Here is a 16,237-nt window from a genome sequence, read left to right as displayed (position 1 = left end):
AGCGTCTGTGCACCCGCATGCATAGGGCCTTGTTAACAAACGATGACATATCTCACGCCACCTCTGAAATTTTTATTGAATGGCCGTTCAGTATCCGCTCAACTCGGTGATTTCCCTAATCATTGTATTGTACAGGCACTCAAAGGCATAAAGCGTTATTCATTAGCCATTGGTCTCGTTGACGCCTGCATCGAAAGCACTAACCATAGGCCTTGTATACGTCCCAATCGGGCTCCAACAGCGACAATGACAAAAGGCACCCCATGAGCGCAATCGTTCTGCTTCTGCTCGGCCTGGGTGGCATGGCCGCCGGATATTTATTGTACTCCCGCTTTATCGCTACCCGCATCTACAAGCTTGACCCCAATTTCCGTACCCCAGCCCATGAATATGAGGATGGCGTGGATTTTGTGCCCACCAACCGCTTTGTGCTATGGGGTCACCACTTCACCTCCGTGGCCGGCGCCGCGCCGATTGTTGGCCCGGCGATCGCGGTAATCTGGGGCTGGTTGCCCGCCTTTCTGTGGGTGGTGCTGGGCACCGTTTTCTTTGCCGGGGTCCACGACAGTGGCGCCCTCTGGGCCAGTGTGCGCAACCGGGCAAAGTCCGTTGGCTCCCTGACCGGTGAAGTCGTCGGACGTCGTGCCCGCACGGTGTTCATGATCGTCATCTTCCTGGTGTTACTGATGGTCAACGCGGTTTTCGGAGTGGTCATCGCCAAGCTATTGATCAACAATCCGGGCGCCGTTGTACCGGTATGGGGCGCCATCGCCGTGGCCCTGGTGATTGGTCAGTTGATCTACCGCCGGATTATTGGTCTCGGGGTGGTTTCCGTGGTGGGTGTCATTGCCCTCTATAGCCTGATCTATATCGGCCCACAGGTGCCGGTGGAATTGCCGGAGCAGGTCATGGGCCTGTCCGCCAGTGCCAGCTGGATTCTGCTGCTGTTCGGCTATGCGGCCATCGCCTCCCTGCTGCCGGTGTGGGTGTTGCTGCAACCCCGCGATTACATCAATGGCCTGCAACTGTTCGTGGGCCTGATCCTGCTCTATGGTGCCGTACTGATCGGCAACCCACAGGTGGTGGCGCCGATGATCAACAGCGATGTGCCGGCCGGCACGCCATCTCTGCTGCCACTACTGTTTGTCACCATCGCCTGTGGCGCCATTTCCGGTTTTCATGGCCTGGTGGCGTCCGGCACCAGCTCCAAACAGTTGGATAAAGAACCGGATGCCCGCTTTGTCGGCTATTTCGGGGCTGTCGGTGAAGGCGCCCTGGCTCTGGCGGCCATCATCGCGGCCACCGCCGGCTTCGCCACTCTGGCGGACTGGCAGGCCGTCTATACCGCTTTCGGCGATGGCAGCCTCACTGCGTTCGTCAACGGCGGCGCCAATATTCTTGCCGGCGGTACCGGCATGGACGTGGGCGTGGCCGCCACCTTGCTGACCGTGATGGCTGCCCTGTTTGCCGGCACCACCATGGACACCGGCCTGCGCCTGCAGCGCTATATCTTCCAGGAATGGGGAGAAATCTATCAGCAGAAATGGCTCACTCGCCCCCTGCCCGCCACCCTCCTGGCAGTGGCCAGCTGCCTGCTGCTGGCCTTCGGGGCCGGCGGCGCCGATGGCTCCGGCGGCCTGCTGATCTGGCCATTATTTGGCACCACCAACCAGTTGCTGGCCGGGCTTACCCTGCTGGTGATCACCATCATGCTGGTCAAACGGGGCCGCCCCGCCATTTACACATTGGCACCACTGGTATTCCTGCTGGTAATGACCCTGTACGCCCTGTTGATCCAGCTCAAGAGCTTCTACGACAAGTCGGACTGGTTCCTGCTGGGGCTGGATCTGGTGGTTCTGGTAGCCGCCCTGCTGGTCACCCTGGAGTGTGCCGCCGCCCTGAAACGTGCCTTCAACGCACCGCCGGAGAGAATCTGATGACCGGCAAGACACGGCTGTTTTTCCGCCGCCTGGGAGAACTGGGGGCCCAGTACTACAACGCCCCCTACCGGGCGGCCATCGCCCGGGCCAAGCGGGACGAGGAAGACTTGTTCATGTTGCTGGTGTTTGCGGAAATGATGGGAGTGCCCAACCCGGCCGCCTGGAGCACGCTGGAACTGCAGCCGCTGCTGATGGACCGCTTTCACGAATGGCATACCCGCATGGGCATGGAACGCTCACCGCTTGATCATTTCCGCTGCTGCTGATGCCTTCATTGAATCTGGACAACCTGCTGGCGGAAAAATCCCTGCTAATGGTCGGCGGCAAGGGCGGCGTGGGAAAGACCACCACCGCCTCTGCCCTGGCCCTGCGCGCCGCCGAACAGGGGCGCCGGGTGCTGCTGGTGTCCACTGATCCGGCCCACAGCCTGGCCGATGCCTTCGCCCGCCCCATCGGCAACCACCCCACCCGCCTGGCTCCGAACCTGGTGGCCCTGGAAATGGATCCAGACCAGGAAGTGGATGCCTACCTGGACCGGGTCAGTGCCCAGATGCGTCGCTTTGCGGGCCCGGACCAGGTCCGCGAGCTGGAAAAACAGCTACGCCTGAGCCGCCAGTCTCCCGGTGCCCAGGAAGCCGCCCTGCTGGAGCGAATCGCCCGCATCATTGATGAAGACAGCCGCGACTACGACCTGCTAATTTTCGATACTGCGCCAACCGGCCACACCCTGCGTCTGCTGAGCCTGCCGGAAGTGATGGCCGCCTGGACCGATGGCCTGCTACGTCACAATGAAAAGGCTCGCAAGCTGGGCAAGGTGCTGGGTCACCTGACACCCGGCAAGGATCTGGACAGCCCGCTGCAGGACCCCACCGAACATGCCACCGCCGATCTGGACCCGCGGAGCCGGGAGGTGGCAGAGACGCTGCTGGCCAGGCAGCGCCTGTTCCACCGCACCCGCAGACAGCTCAGCGACCCGGACCACACCGCCTTCCTGTTTGTTCTGACCCCGGAACGTCTACCCATCCTGGAAACCGCCCGGGCCGTCGCCACCCTGCGCGACAGCCACATCCCGGTGGCCGGCGCCATCGTCAACCGGGTCCTCCCGGATGCCGCCGACAGTGCCTTCTTCGCCGCCCGCCTGGCTCGACAGCAGCGACACATGATCGAATTGGATGAGGCGCTCAAGGGGCTGCCCAGAATCCAGTTGCCGTTGTTGGAAGACGATATTCAGGGACTGGACGGGCTGCAGGAGTTTGCGGCGTTGCTGGAACCGACGATATAGACGCGCAGAGTTACGAGGAGCAAGGAGCGAAAATCAACACCGGTTTTGACTTTCGCTTGTCGTAACTCGTAACCCGCTACCGCCCCTTCTTCGCCGCTCGGGCGTTTACGTTGCGCGATTGGCCATAAAAAAAGCCCGCGCTCTTATGAGCACGGGCTTCTTGTTTGGCGGAGGGGGTGGGATTTGAACCCACGGACGGTCTCCCGTCGCCGGTTTTCAAGACCGGTGCATTCGGCCACTCTGCCACCCCTCCGGACAGGCCAGCAATAATACATGAGCGATAAGGTCAGTCAATCGCGGTACGCAAATCTGCCCGGCAAATGGTTGAAACTTAACCAGAAGCAGGACGAACTGCTGCTCCTTTGGCATAACGGGAAAAAATTCGCTGCTTTGCCGCTTCGTAGGTATCCCGCGATAAACAACCAGAATCTGCCAGCCGTCGATGCTCTGCCACCTCTGCTGCCAGACGTGCCTTCCCCTTGGGCAACAGGGTCCAGGCTTTCTGCCCACGTACACCAATTGCCTTGAGGACTTTTTCGACACGTTCGCGGTCGCCTCGCTGGCGGTAAAGCGCAAATACCGGGGCACCACCGTGGCGAGTGACAAACTGAAAGCTGGCGCTGGAACAGCGCAGACTGTTCAACCCGGACAGCAACACCAGCAAAGCGCCCCCGATCATCCCAGGTAACCAGGCCGCATGGACCGATAAGCCGGTAACCAAGGCTGCCAACGCCATTACCGTTATGGAACACCACGCTAGCGTTCTCTGAAGTATCGGTTCCGGCTTCACGAACGCCAGATTGATCACCCTGGCGGAGTCGCTTCGCCCTTTTCTCTCGCGCCACTCCAGGTAACGACCATTAAAGAGAGTCAGCTGGCGCCGGGGACGCCACCAACCTGGCGCCTGAAGGAAAACCATTTCCGCTTTCCAGTCCGACTCGGCAGGCACAGCCAGCAATGCCTGATGGATATCGTCACCGGTGCTGACGGCATGAATCTGTATCGACTCCTCCTTCGGAGCCAGACCGAGTGTTGTCATTATTTCCCCCGCGGCGACCTATTAGCGGCCACTCGTTATTCATTACGAGGGTATGACAATATTTGCCTCTCTCCCGAGATTTGCTTCACAAAAGCGCCCACAGGGCCCGTCCCACCGCGATAGCCTGCCGAGCCGCAAAAAATAAGGCTTTTTCCCTTGTTTCTTCGCTTGATTTTGGCGTTACCGCCCTTATTATCACAGGAACAATTCGCAAGGATGAGTGCAAACACATGAATAACCCGACTAACCCCTATTCCGTCTCCTCCCACGGCGCTGCCGTCACCGGGGAACGTGCGGCCCAGGTATTGAAGAACACCTACATGCTGCTGGGGCTGTCACTGATTGTCGCCACCGGCGCGTCCTGGTTTGCCATGGCCAGCAACATCGGCTTTATCAACGTATGGCTCACCATCGGTGTTTACTTCGGCCTGCTGTTCGCCACCAACATGCTCCGCAACAGCGCCTGGGGCATTCTGGCTGTGTTCGCTCTGACCGGCTGGCTGGGCTTTACCACCGGCCCGATCATCAACATGTACGCGCAAATGCCCGGTGGTATGGGAACCGTCACCATGGCTCTGGGCGGCACCGCGGGTATCTTCGTGGTCATGTCTGCCATCGCCCTGGTAACCAAGAAGGATTTCAGCTTCCTGACCAACTTCATCATGGTCGGCATTCTGGTGGCCTTTGTTGCTGCCATCGCCAATATCTTCTTCGCCATTCCGGCACTGGCCCTGGCGATCTCCGCCGCCTTCGTACTGCTGTCTTCCATGCTGATCATGTGGCAGACCAGTGCCATCATCCACGGCGGCGAGACCAACTACATCATGGCCACGGTGACCCTGTTCGTGTCCCTGTATAACCTGTTCATGTCCCTGCTGCACCTGCTCACCGCCCTCGGCGACGATTGATGCGATTTGCCCTTCTGGTCAACGCAGCGGCGGATTCCGCCGCTGCATTGACCGCTCTCCACACTGCCCAAGCCCTGCTGGGCCACCCTGATCACCAGCTTTATCGCCTCTTTTTCTACCGGGATGCCGTGCACCTGGCGAATCGATATGCCTGGAGTGCTGATGGTGACCAGGCCAGTGCCGCCCAGCAATGGCAGCAATGGCTCGGTGACAATCCGATCGATGCGGTGGTTTGCGTGGGTGCTGCCCAGCGTCGGGGCGTAGTACCAGACACCCTGGCCGACGGCTTCACCCTGGCCGGGCTGGGCCAGTGGGCAGATGCCCTGATCAACAGCGACCGGGTGATACAGTTTGGCTAATCAGATTCTCTATATCGCCAGTGGCAATGCGCCGTTGTCCAGCCAATTCCAGGAAACCCTGGATATGCTGCTCACCGGCGCAGCGTTTGGGCAGCCCACGACCCTGTGGCTGACCAGTGACTGCCTGCATCAGTTGCAACTGGCGCCCAGCGACAGCCTGGCGCAGTTGCCGGACTTCGGCGTACGCTGCGTTACCGACGCCCCGGCACCAACCGCACCAGTCCCCCTGGAGACCCTGGATTCCCAGGCCCTGCTAACACTGCGTGATCAGTGCAGTCAGATTCTGGTGTTCTGAGAGACGCTAAATGATTCACCTGATAGGTTTTACCCCCGACAGCCCCCAGCGCCAGGCATTCGAGGCCCTCTACCAGGAAGGCGATATCTGTGTGTTCAGCGATGCTGGCCTGTTGTTTGCTTCAGGGTTATCACTGAAAGGCGACGGCTACCTGTTACAGCATCCCGTGCTGGCCCTGCCGGACAGCCCACTGCCCGTTATCGACCATACCCACCTGCTGGAGCTGGTCGCCGAACACGGCCCCTGTACCAGCTGGTATTGATATAGCGCTCATTCGCACGACAGCACGCGCACGTGCACGCCTGATGCGTCGGCATCTTCGAGGTTAATCATGACTGAACATGCTTTTGCACCCTTTGTACGGACGCTTGGCCGCGGTAAACGAGCCAGGCGCAGTCTCACCCGGGAAGAAGCCCGGGAGGCCATGCAGGCAATCCTTGATGGCCAGGTGGAGGATATCCAGCTTGGTGCTTTCCTGATGCTGCTGCGGGTGAAGGAAGAAACCCCGGAGGAGCTGGCTGGCTTTCTGGATGCCTGCCGCCCGGTCTGTTACCAGGCGCTGGCGACCCTGCCGGACGTACAGCTGGACTGGCCCAGCTATGCGGGCAAGAAGAAACATCACCCCTGGTACCTTCTGGCAGCGCTATTGCTGGCCAGCCAGGGCATCCGCACCCTGCTCCACGGTGGCCCCGCCCATACCCCCAACCGGGTCTATAGCGATCAGCTTCTGCCACAGCTGGGCCTGCCAGTGGCCAACTCTCCCCGGGAAGCCGCTGCGCACCTGGATCAGCACGACCTGGCTTATTTGCCCCTGGAGACCTTCTGCGCGCCGCTTTCGCGCCTGCTGACCCTGCGCTATTTTCTTGGCCTGCGCTCCCCCATTAACACCCTGGCTCGCAGCCTCAATCCAGCCAAGGCCCCTCTGTCCATGCAGAGCGTCTTCCACCCGGCCTATATCGAACTGCACCAGGGCGCCGCCGACCTGGCCGGTGATCAGGATCTGTTGTTGTTCAAGGGCGAAGGCGGCGAACTGGAAATCCGCCCGGATGCCCGCACCCAGATCACCGGCATCCGCCACGGAGAACATCTGGAAGGCGCAGCCGTTCTGGACAACGTCATGGCACGACAAACACCTCCAGGCGAGCCGGACGCACAAACAGTGCTGGCGGTATGGCGTGGCGAGCAGAGCGATGACTATGGCGAGAATGCGGTAATTCAGACCGTCGCGGTAGCGCTATGGGGGTTGGACCGGGCGGAAAGCCTGGAACAGGCCCAGCAACAGGCCCGGGAGTTATGGCTTAACCGGAACAAGCAAGGTTTATCGGGAAGAAATTAATAGTTAATAATGAATAATTAATAACGTCGCGAGAGAACCCTCTGTTTTGAAAGCAAGAAGCCGCGACCATGGCATGGTCGCGGCTTCTTTGTCTGAAAACCCCATACGCGTGACCGCGTAACTATTCACTATTCACTGTTAACTATTAACTGCTTTTTTTAAACCATTCAAACTGCGAATGCAGGCTCACCACACTGCCGACAATGATCAACGTGGGCGCATGAATCTCCCGCCCTTCGATCTGATCCGCCAGGCTATCCAGCGTCCCGGTGATCACTTCCTGGAGATTGGTAGTGCCGCGCGACACCAGGGCTATCGGCGTATCACCGGCGCGCCCATGCTCCATCAGCTTGCTGCAAATCTGCCGCAGGCCCACCAGGCCCATGTAGAACACCACCGTTTCGGTTTCACTGACCAGATGCTGCCAATCCAGGTCCACGGAGCCATCCTTGCGATGGCCAGTGACGAAGCGAACGGATTGTGCATGATCACGATGGGTCAGCGGGATCCCGGCATAGGCGGCACAGCCACTGGCGGCGGTGATGCCCGGCACCACCTGAAAGTCGATGCCCTCGGCCACGATCAGGTCGATTTCCTCGCCACCGCGCCCGAAGATAAACGGATCCCCGCCTTTCAGCCGACACACCTTCTTGCCCTGTTTAGCGTAGTGCACCAGCAGTTCGTTGATGTTGTCCTGGGGCAAGGCGTGCTTATCACGGGCCTTGCCCACATAGACCATTTCCGCATCCCGGCGAGCCAGGTCCACAATGCCCGGCCCCACCAGACGATCGTAGAGCACCACATCGGCTTTCTGCAGCAGGCGCAGGGCGCGGAAGGTAAGCAAGTCCGGGTCGCCGGGGCCGGCACCCACCAGGTACACCTCGCCACGGCTGAGGCGGCTGGCATCAGCCTGATCAATGGCTTCGCTGAGCAGGGTTTCCGCTTCGCTGTCCTTGCCGGCCATGACCTTCTCGACCAGCGGTCCCTCCAACGCCTGCTCCCAGAACAGACGACGGGCACCCACATTGTCGAGCTTGTCCTTGAGGGGCTGGCGGAATTTCGCCATCAGGTCTGCCAGACGCCCCCAGCGAGCCGGCAGCGAAGACTCCAGCTGGCTGCGCAGTTTGCGCGCCAGCACCGGGGAGGCACCGGAGGAGCTGATACTGATCAGCACCGGGGAACGGTCCACGATGGCCGGGAAGATGAAGTCACCCAGGGAGGGATTGTCCACCACATTGACCGGCAATCCTTTCGCCTGGGCCTGTTGTGCCACTGCAGCGTTCACCGCTGCATCGTCGGTGGCACCAATCACCAGGGCCTGGCCTTCCAGATCCGCCGTCTCGAAGGAGCGCTCACGGATGTCGCCCCCACTTTGCTCCGCAATGTCGCACAATTCCGCGCACACTTCGGGCGCAACCACACTTACCTTTGCACCCGAACGGTGCAGCAGGCGCCCCTTGCGCAGGGCGACTTCGCCGCCGCCAACAAGCAGGGCCGATTTGCCCTGCAGACGCCAGCTAATTGGTAGGAATTCCATGACTGCTCCCTGTAAACGCCTGACGCCGGATGTATGACACCTGCCGCAGACACCAGAAACCCTGGCTTCCCTGGGTTTCTGCCCGGCGATGATGGCCAATGCGCATCGTCACCGGTCACGGCAGAACTGCCCTACTTCAGGCGTTCAAGACCTCTCATGTAGGGGCGCAATGCCTCCGGTACGGTCACGGAACCATCATCGTTCTGATAGTTCTCGAGGATCGCCACCAGTGTACGCCCTACTGCCAGACCAGACCCATTCAAGGTATGTACCAGTTCGGGCTTGCCGGTTTCCGGGTTGCGCCAGCGGGCCTGCATGCGGCGCGCCTGGTAGTCACGGAAATTGGAGCAGGAGGAAATTTCCCGGTAGCGCTGCTGGCTGGGCAGCCAAACCTCGATGTCATAGGTCTTGGAGGAAGAAAAGCCCAGGTCTCCGCCGCACAGGATCACTACCCGATAGGGCAGATCCAGCTTCTGCAGAATCGCTTCCGCATGGCCGGTCAGGGCTTCCAGCGCCGCATCGGACTCTTCCGGACGTACCAGTTGCACCAGCTCCACCTTCTCGAACTGATGCTGGCGGATCATGCCGCGGGTGTCCTTGCCATGGCTGCCTGCCTCGGAGCGGAAACAGGGGGTATGGCAGGTATAGCGACGGGGCAGCGCCTCCGCGTCAATGATTTCGTCAGCGGCCAGATTGGTTACCGGGACCTCGGCGGTGGGAATCAGGTACAACTCCCGCTCGCCTTCCATCTTGAACAGATCATCGGCGAATTTGGGCAGCTGGCCGGTGCCACGCAGGGCTTCCGGGCCTACCAGATAAGGTACATAAACTTCTTCGTAACCATGTTCGCTGCTGTGAGTGTCGAGCATGAAGTCGATCAGTGCCCGGTGCAGACGGGCCAGGCCACCGGTCATTACCGCAAAACGAGAGCCGGACAGTTTGGCAGCGCGCTCGAAATCGAGGCTACCCTGCCCCAGTGCCTCGCCAACATCCACGTGATCCTTCGGTTCGAAGGCAAAAGTCTTGGGGGTGCCCCACTGGCGCACTTCCACGTTGTCGTCTTCGTCATTGCCGGCGGGTACGGCGTCCTGAGGCACATTGGGGATGCCCATCAGAAAATCGCGGATTTCCTCCTGGATCGCTTTGGCGTTGGCCACTTCCTGATCCAGTTCCTGATCGATGGTTTTCAGGGATTCGGCCACCTGGGCCTTGGCCTGATCCACATCCATGCCGGACTGGATCAGCTGCCCCACCTGCTTGGACGCTTTCTTGCGCTCAGCCTGCAGATCCTGGGAGCGCACGTCCGCCTGTTTGCGACGGGCATCCAGGGCAGCAAAGGCGTCCAGATCCAGGTCAAAACCACGCTTGGCCAGTGCCGCCTTGATGGCTTCACCGTCCTGACGCAGGGCACGAATATCCAGCATGTTTGTTTCACTCCAAGCAAAAAACGCCCGACGCCAGATGCCTGGCGCAAGACGCGGATAAGATTCTTTCCTGTAGGAGCCATGCTTGCATGGCGAACCTGCTCGCGAGAGCGCCCTGACGGGCGGTTCGCCATGCGAGCATGGCTCCTACGGTGTATTTTTTCGGCGGTCGTTATTCAAAAACCAACCGGCCCAGCAGCAACCCCAGCCCGCCGAGACAAAAACAGACCAGCACCGACGCCAGGCCGTAGCCTGCCGCCATGCCGAAAGCTTTCACTTCCACCAATCGAACCAGCTCGAAGGAAAAGGTGGAAAAGGTTGTCAAGGCACCGAGCATGCCGGTCATCAGGGCCAGACGCCAGATCTCACCCACCGGCAAACTGGCCAGAGCCACGGCCAGAAAGCCGAACAGAAAGCTGCCCAACAGATTCACCCCGAAGGTGGCCCAGGGCCAGGCCGGCATGGCCGGTACCCCAATCCACAGGCTGGTGGCGAAACGCAGGCAAGCGCCAATGGCACCGCCGCCGGCAACGGCCAGCCAGGGCGCCAGGGTTGCCATGCTCATTGCTCGTCTCCGTAGCGCTGCCAGTCGCTCTGCGCGTTCAGGCCGCGCAAACGGGCCAGCTTTTCCGCTACCTTGATCTCCAGTCCCCGGTTTACCGGTTCGTACAAACGGGTGCCGCTGAGGCTGGGCGGAAAGTAGTTTTCGCCGGCCACAAAGGCATCCGGAAAATCGTGGGCGTAATGATACTCGGCCCCGAAGCCTTCGTCTTTCATCAACTGGGTGGGCGCGTTGCGCAGATGCAGCGGCACCTCGTCAGTGGGATGTTCGCGAACCAATGCCCTGGCCTGATTGTAGGCCTTGTAGACCGCATTGCTCTTCGGTGCCACCGCAAGATAGGTGATGGCCTGAGCAATGGCCAGCTCCCCTTCCGGGCTTCCCAGCCTTTCCTGCACGTCCCAGGCCTGCAGGCACAGGGTCAGCGCGCGGGGGTCGGCATTGGCCACTTCTTCACTGGCCATGCGCACCACGCGGCGGGCAATGTACAGGGGGTCACAGCCACCGTCCAGCATGCGCGCAAACCAGTACAGCGCCGCATCCGGGTCGGACCCGCGCACAGATTTGTGCAGGGCGCTGATCTGGTCGTAGAACAGGTCGCCGCCCTTGTCGAAGCGTCGAACCGCATCGCGCAGGACTTCACGCATCAGCTCCGCATCGATAACCGGCGCCTCGCCGCCAGCCAAATCCGCCGCCACTTCCAGCATGTTGAGCAGACGCCGGGCATCACCATCGGCGTAGTTGAGCAGCAACTCGCGAGCCTCATCGTCCAGACGCATGCCTTTCAGACTCGGTTCCGCCAGAGCACGATCCAGCAGGCCACGCAGGTCGTCCGCAGTCAGTGAGCGCAGCCGGTAGACCCGGGCCCGGGACAGCAAGGCGTTATTGAGCTCGAAGGAGGGATTTTCGGTGGTAGCACCGATAAAGGTGATGGTGCCCTCTTCCACATGGGGCAGGAAGGCGTCCTGCTGGGCCTTGTTAAAGCGGTGCACCTCGTCCACGAACAACACGGTGCGGCGGCCCTGCCCCAGGCGAACCTGGGCCTGCTCCACCGCGGCGCGGATATCCTTTACCCCCGACAGCACTGCGGAAAGCGTGACAAAGGCGGCATCCACCGTTTGGGCAAGGATGAGGGCCAGAGTAGTCTTGCCGGTGCCCGGCGGGCCCCACAGGATCATGGAATGCAGTTGCCCACGCTCCAGCGCTTGGCGAAAGGGCTTACCCTCGCCCACCAGATGCTGCTGCCCCACGTACTCGCCCAGCGAGGTGGGACGCAGGCGAGCCGCCAGGGGCTGTGCCTGCTGGGCCGCATCAGTGGCGAACAGGTCGTTCATTGCTGTTGCTGAATGACATCCGTGCCTTCCGGCGGCACGAAGTTGAACAGGGAGGCATCAATGCCCGTGTTGACTACCAGATCGCGAAAATCGATCACGGTTTGCTGGCCCAGCGCGTCCTGCAAACGCATGGAGCTGGGCTGGTCGCCCTGAAAGGTCACATCCAGCTGGTCAAACAGCGGATCCTTCCCTTTCGGCTTGAGCCGATAAGTGACGCTTTGCCCCTCCCGGCTGCGCTCGGAAATAGCGAAGGCCTCCGCCACATCGGCGGGCTTTCCGCCGAACAACAGTGCCGGGGTCTGCCCCAGATCCTGACTCAGGGGGCGCACCACCACTTGCTCCAGGTCCTTGTCATAGACCCAGACGGTGCTGCCATCGGAGACCGCCAATTGCTCAAACGGCATTGCCGTGGACCAGTAGAAACGGTTGCCTCGGGCCACCTGAAAATTCCCCTCCGCTTCCTGCATGTGAGTGCCACCCTGGTCCAGCACCATCTGTTCGAACTGGCCCTTCATGGATTCCAGCTTTTGCAGTTTAGACAGCAGCTCATCGGTGGGGGCCGCCCACAACAGGGACGGCATGATCAGTAAACCCGTTACCAGCTTGCGCATTGAAACTCCTTGTCGGCCGTTTCCGGCCTGATTACACCGGCGGCGGTGCCAGCACTTCACGCTGGCCATTGTGGCCCGCCTCGCTGACAACCCCGGCCATCTCCATGGCTTCCACCAGACGGGCGGCGCGGTTGTAGCCGATTTTCAGTTTCCGCTGCACGGAAGAAATGGAGGCCCGACGGGACTGAGTCACATAGGCCACCGCCTCATCGTAAAGCGGGTCGTTTTCGTCATCGCCCCCGCCACCGGCACTTTCCATACCGGGCATGGGCGCATTGAGGTCACTGCCACCATCGAGAATTTCGTCCAGATAGTTGGGCTCACCGCGCTTGCGCCAGTCGTCACAGACCCGGTGTACCTCTTCATCTGAGACAAAGGCACCGTGAACACGTTCCGGAACACTTTTACCGCCGGGCAAATAAAGCATGTCACCGTGGCCGAGCAGTTGCTCTGCCCCGCCCTGATCAAGCACCGTACGGGAATCGATTTTGGAGGATACCTGGAAGCCGATCCGGGACGGCACGTTGGCCTTGATCAGGCCGGTAATCACGTCCACGGACGGACGCTGAGTGGCCAAAATCAGGTGGATACCGGCTGCCCGGGCTTTCTGGGCGATACGGGCGATCAGCTCTTCCACCTTCTTGCCGACGATCATCATCATGTCGGCAAATTCATCGATAACGATGACGATGTACGGCAGATGCTCCGCCAGCGGCGCCTCTTCCTCAAGGTTCATGGGGTCCTCCGGCTTCCACATGGGATCCTTGAGAGGCTGGCCCGCCTTCTTGGCGTCCGCCACCTTGCGGTTATAGCCGGAAAGGTTACGCACCCCCATGGATGCCATCAGCCGGTAGCGACGCTCCATTTCACCCACCCCCCAGCGCAGCGCGCCGGCGGCTTCCTTCATGTCCGTGACCACCGGGGTCAGCAAATGGGGAATGCCGTCGTAAACCGCCAGTTCCAGCATCTTGGGATCGATCAGGATAAGTCGCACGTCTTCCGGGTTCGATTTGAACAGCATGGACAGCAGCATGGCGTTCACGCCCACAGACTTACCGGAACCGGTGGTACCCGCCACCAACAGGTGAGGCATCTTGGCCAGGTCGGCCATCACCGGGTTGCCGGCAATGTCCTTGCCCAGCGCCATGGTCAACGGCGACGGCGACTGGTCGAACATCTGGGTGCCGACGACTTCGGTAAAGCGGATCATTTCCCGCTGTTCGTTGGGAATCTCGATGCCCACGGTGGTCTTGCCGGGAATCACTTCCACCACCCGCACGCTGATCACCGCCAGGGAACGGGCCAGATCCTTGGCCAGGTTGGTGATCCGTGACACCTTGATACCTGGCGCTGGCTGGATTTCGAAGCGGGTAATCACCGGGCCAGGCTGCACCGCCACCACCTCGGCCTCAATATTGAAATCCTTCAGCTTGATTTCCAGCAGGCGGGACATGCCCTCCAGGGCTTCCTCGGAGAAACCGCCCTTGGACTCTTCAACCTGATCCAGCAGTACCAGCGGCGGCAGCTCACCGTTCACCTCGGTAGTAAACAGCTTCTGCTGTTTCTCCTTGTGCACCCGTGCACTCTTCTCCACCGGCTTGGCCGGTTTGGCGATCTTGGGTGGCGTGCGGGTTTCCGCTTTCTTCTTGGCCTCGCTGATCACCTTGGCGCGTTTTTCATGGGCCTGCTTCTTCTGCTGGGCCTCTTCACGTTTTCTGCGGCGTGCTTGCCACCAAGCCGGAATCTTCTCGAAAGCACCGAGCACCAGGGCGCCCAGGCCCTCTGCCAGGGCAATCCAGGACAGATCGGTGAAGATGGTGACCCCGATCAGGAACAGGGCGACCATGATCAGGCTGCCCCCCAGAGGGTTGAAACTGTCCAGCGCCGCCGCGCCCACCTCATGGCCGAGAATCCCGCCGGCACCTTCCGGCAGGGCCTCGCCCACGGTGAAGTGCATGTAGGACAGGGCTGTTCCCGCCAGCATGGTCAGCACAAAGCCCACCAGCCGCAGACTGAACAACGGCCAGCTGCCAGGCAGGCCGGCGTGGCGTTCACGCAGCACCTTGGTGGCCCAAAACCCCACCAGAACCGGAAACAGATACGCCATATAGCCGAACAGACCCAGCAACAGATCGGCGCTAAACGCCCCGGCCCGGCCAGCGGCATTGCGCACCGCGTCCACATTGCCCACGTAGGACCAACCCGGATCACGGCTATCGAAGCTGATTAGCGCCAGCAGCAGATACAGGGACAGGGCGATCAGGGCGATCACCATACCCTCTACCAAACCGCGTTTGAGATGGCGGGAAAACCCGGACTGTCCTTGCCCGGCAACCGTTTTACTCACGCCTTACCCCTTGAATTCATAAAGTTAAGCTTAAGGAATTGCCGATAACGAATTGAAATTATTGCGATTGTAGTCAATCCCGCTGGGAGCGACCAGCTTTGTCGCCCCGGCACTGGCGAGCCGCCGGGGATTATCGCACAAATCCCACCGGCTGCCTGCCCGACCCGGTCGCAGTTGGCTTATCCTATGACAGTTATAGGCTTCACGAACCCCCTGTTTTACGGTAGTTTTCACACCCTTGAATGCGCAGGGCCACACCCCCATCTGTTGGGGAGCCATCGGCAACCTGCCCTTACCTATCAACTGGAGTTCTCAATGAGCGACGTGCAGCACCATCGCCTGATTATCCTCGGTTCCGGCCCTGCGGGTTACACCGCCGCCGTTTACGCCGCCCGTGCCAACCTCAAGCCGGTGGTGATTACCGGGATTCAGCCGGGTGGGCAGCTCACCACCACCACCGAGGTGGACAACTGGCCCGGTGACGTGGAAGGCTTGCAGGGCCCGGACCTGATGGTGCGCATGCAGCAGCATGCCGAGCGTTTTGAGACGGAAATGGTGTACGACCACATCAACGAAGTGGATGTGCGCAACCGCCCCTTCACCCTCCAGGGTGATAGCGGCACCTACACCTGTGATGCCCTGATCATTGCCACTGGGGCTTCCGCAATGTACCTGGGCCTGGAGTCCGAGGAAGCCTTCATGGGTAAAGGGGTGTCCGCCTGTGCCACCTGTGACGGCTTTTTCTACAAGGGCCAGCGCGTTGCCGTGATCGGTGGCGGCAATACCGCCGTCGAGGAAGCTCTGTACCTGTCGCACATTGCCGACCATGTAACCCTGGTGCATCGCCGTGACAGCCTGCGCGCGGAGAAAATCCTCCAGGACAAGCTGCTCGCCAAGGACAACATCAGCGTCGAGTGGGACCACACCCTGGAAGAAGTGCTGGGCGACGACAGCGGTGTCACCGGGATGCGCATCAAATCCACCAAGGGTGAAGGCAGCAAAGACCTTGAACTGCAAGGTGTCTTCATTGCCATCGGCCACAAGCCGAACACGGATATCTTCGAAGGCCAATTGGACATGAACGACGGCTACATCAAGATCCGTAGCGGCATCGAAGGCAATGCCACTGCCACCAGTGTGGAAGGCGTGTTCGCCGCTGGCGATGTGGCGGATCACGTCTACCGTCAGGCGGTCACCTCCGCCGGTGCGGGCTGCATGGCCGCTCTGGATGCGGAGAAGTATCTGGACAACCTGAACCACTAAGGC

16 protein-coding genes and 1 tRNA gene are annotated in these 16,237 nt (G+C 60.6%); 9 read left to right on the top strand and 8 right to left on the bottom strand.

Translation table 11 applies throughout. The annotated features are described in order from the left end of the window. Positions 1-263 precede the first annotated feature (263 nt). Genes KZ772_RS02800 through KZ772_RS02790 form a run of 3 tightly spaced genes read left to right on the top strand, consistent with a single transcriptional unit; the run spans position 264 to position 3,222 of the window. Complete coding sequence (locus KZ772_RS02800) at positions 264-1,937, top strand: carbon starvation protein A (protein ID WP_290538369.1); 1,674 nt, start codon at positions 264-266, stop codon at positions 1,935-1,937. After that, positions 1,937-2,206, top strand: a complete 270-nt coding sequence (locus KZ772_RS02795; RefSeq protein ID WP_290538368.1) for a cory-CC-star protein — start codon at positions 1,937-1,939, stop codon at positions 2,204-2,206. Before KZ772_RS02800 ends, KZ772_RS02795 begins: the two co-directional genes overlap by 1 nt. Beyond that, a complete protein-coding gene (locus KZ772_RS02790; protein ID WP_290538367.1) occupies positions 2,206-3,222 on the top strand; it encodes an ArsA family ATPase in 1,017 nt (338 codons plus the stop codon). Before KZ772_RS02795 ends, KZ772_RS02790 begins: the two co-directional genes overlap by 1 nt. Before the next feature lie 165 nt (positions 3,223-3,387). Here the strand turns inward: KZ772_RS02790 and KZ772_RS02785 are convergent. Next, positions 3,388-3,475 (bottom strand) — tRNA-Ser (locus KZ772_RS02785). A 78-nt stretch (positions 3,476-3,553) separates the two neighbouring features. Continuing rightward, the gene (locus tag KZ772_RS02780) at positions 3,554-4,261 is read right to left on the bottom strand and encodes a hypothetical protein (protein WP_290538366.1); all 708 of its coding nucleotides are present in this window, start codon (positions 4,259-4,261) and stop codon (positions 3,554-3,556) included. Positions 4,262-4,491: 230 nt separating this feature from the next. Between KZ772_RS02780 and KZ772_RS02775 the strand changes: the two genes are divergently transcribed. From KZ772_RS02775 to KZ772_RS02755, 5 genes are all read left to right on the top strand, one after another. Further along, on the top strand, positions 4,492-5,169 hold the full coding sequence (locus tag KZ772_RS02775; RefSeq protein ID WP_290538365.1) for a Bax inhibitor-1/YccA family protein: 678 nt from the start codon (positions 4,492-4,494) through the stop codon (positions 5,167-5,169). Next, on the top strand, positions 5,169-5,528 hold the full coding sequence (gene tusD / locus KZ772_RS02770; RefSeq protein WP_290538364.1) for a sulfurtransferase complex subunit TusD: 360 nt from the start codon (positions 5,169-5,171) through the stop codon (positions 5,526-5,528). Before KZ772_RS02775 ends, tusD begins: the two co-directional genes overlap by 1 nt. Next, positions 5,521-5,823, top strand: a complete 303-nt coding sequence (locus KZ772_RS02765; protein WP_290538363.1) for a hypothetical protein — start codon at positions 5,521-5,523, stop codon at positions 5,821-5,823. Before tusD ends, KZ772_RS02765 begins: the two co-directional genes overlap by 8 nt. 10 nt (positions 5,824-5,833) lie before the next feature. After that, on the top strand, positions 5,834-6,085 hold the full coding sequence (locus KZ772_RS02760; RefSeq protein WP_290538362.1) for a hypothetical protein: 252 nt from the start codon (positions 5,834-5,836) through the stop codon (positions 6,083-6,085). 69 nt (positions 6,086-6,154) lie between these two features. Further along, entirely contained in the window at positions 6,155-7,159 is a 1,005-nt protein-coding gene (locus tag KZ772_RS02755; protein ID WP_290538361.1) for a glycosyl transferase family protein, read from the top strand. Between the two features lie 145 nt (positions 7,160-7,304). Here the strand turns inward: KZ772_RS02755 and cysG are convergent, their stop codons facing one another. The 6 genes from cysG to KZ772_RS02725 all read right to left on the bottom strand — a co-directional run bounded on the left by cysG (position 7,305) and on the right by KZ772_RS02725 (position 14,971). After that, entirely contained in the window at positions 7,305-8,696 is a 1,392-nt protein-coding gene (cysG, locus tag KZ772_RS02750) for a siroheme synthase CysG (RefSeq protein ID WP_290538360.1), read from the bottom strand. A 131-nt stretch (positions 8,697-8,827) separates the two neighbouring features. Next, positions 8,828-10,120, bottom strand: coding sequence for a serine--tRNA ligase (gene serS, locus KZ772_RS02745; protein WP_290538359.1), 1,293 nt, complete (start codon positions 10,118-10,120; stop codon positions 8,828-8,830). 172 nt (positions 10,121-10,292) lie between these two features. Then, positions 10,293-10,685 (bottom strand): CrcB family protein, encoded by a 393-nt coding sequence (locus KZ772_RS02740; protein ID WP_290538358.1) that lies wholly within the window; start codon positions 10,683-10,685, stop codon positions 10,293-10,295. Then, a complete protein-coding gene (locus KZ772_RS02735; RefSeq protein WP_290538357.1) occupies positions 10,682-12,013 on the bottom strand; it encodes a replication-associated recombination protein A in 1,332 nt (443 codons plus the stop codon). The genes KZ772_RS02740 and KZ772_RS02735 overlap by 4 nt, the downstream gene beginning before the upstream one ends. After that, positions 12,010-12,624, bottom strand: a complete 615-nt coding sequence (gene lolA, locus KZ772_RS02730; RefSeq protein WP_290538356.1) for an outer membrane lipoprotein chaperone LolA — start codon at positions 12,622-12,624, stop codon at positions 12,010-12,012. The genes KZ772_RS02735 and lolA overlap by 4 nt, the downstream gene beginning before the upstream one ends. 31 nt (positions 12,625-12,655) lie before the next feature. Further along, positions 12,656-14,971, bottom strand: a complete 2,316-nt coding sequence (locus tag KZ772_RS02725) for a DNA translocase FtsK (protein WP_290538355.1) — start codon at positions 14,969-14,971, stop codon at positions 12,656-12,658. A 315-nt stretch (positions 14,972-15,286) separates the two neighbouring features. Between KZ772_RS02725 and trxB the strand changes: the two genes are divergently transcribed. Next, entirely contained in the window at positions 15,287-16,234 is a 948-nt protein-coding gene (trxB, locus tag KZ772_RS02720; protein WP_290538354.1) for a thioredoxin-disulfide reductase, read from the top strand. Positions 16,235-16,237 lie beyond the last annotated feature (3 nt).

Origin of the sequence: Alcanivorax sp., assembly GCF_019431375.1 — a bacterium.
Classification (GTDB): domain Bacteria; phylum Pseudomonadota; class Gammaproteobacteria; order Pseudomonadales; family Alcanivoracaceae; genus Alcanivorax; species Alcanivorax jadensis_A.
This window is presented reverse-complemented; position numbering and strand designations above follow the sequence as displayed.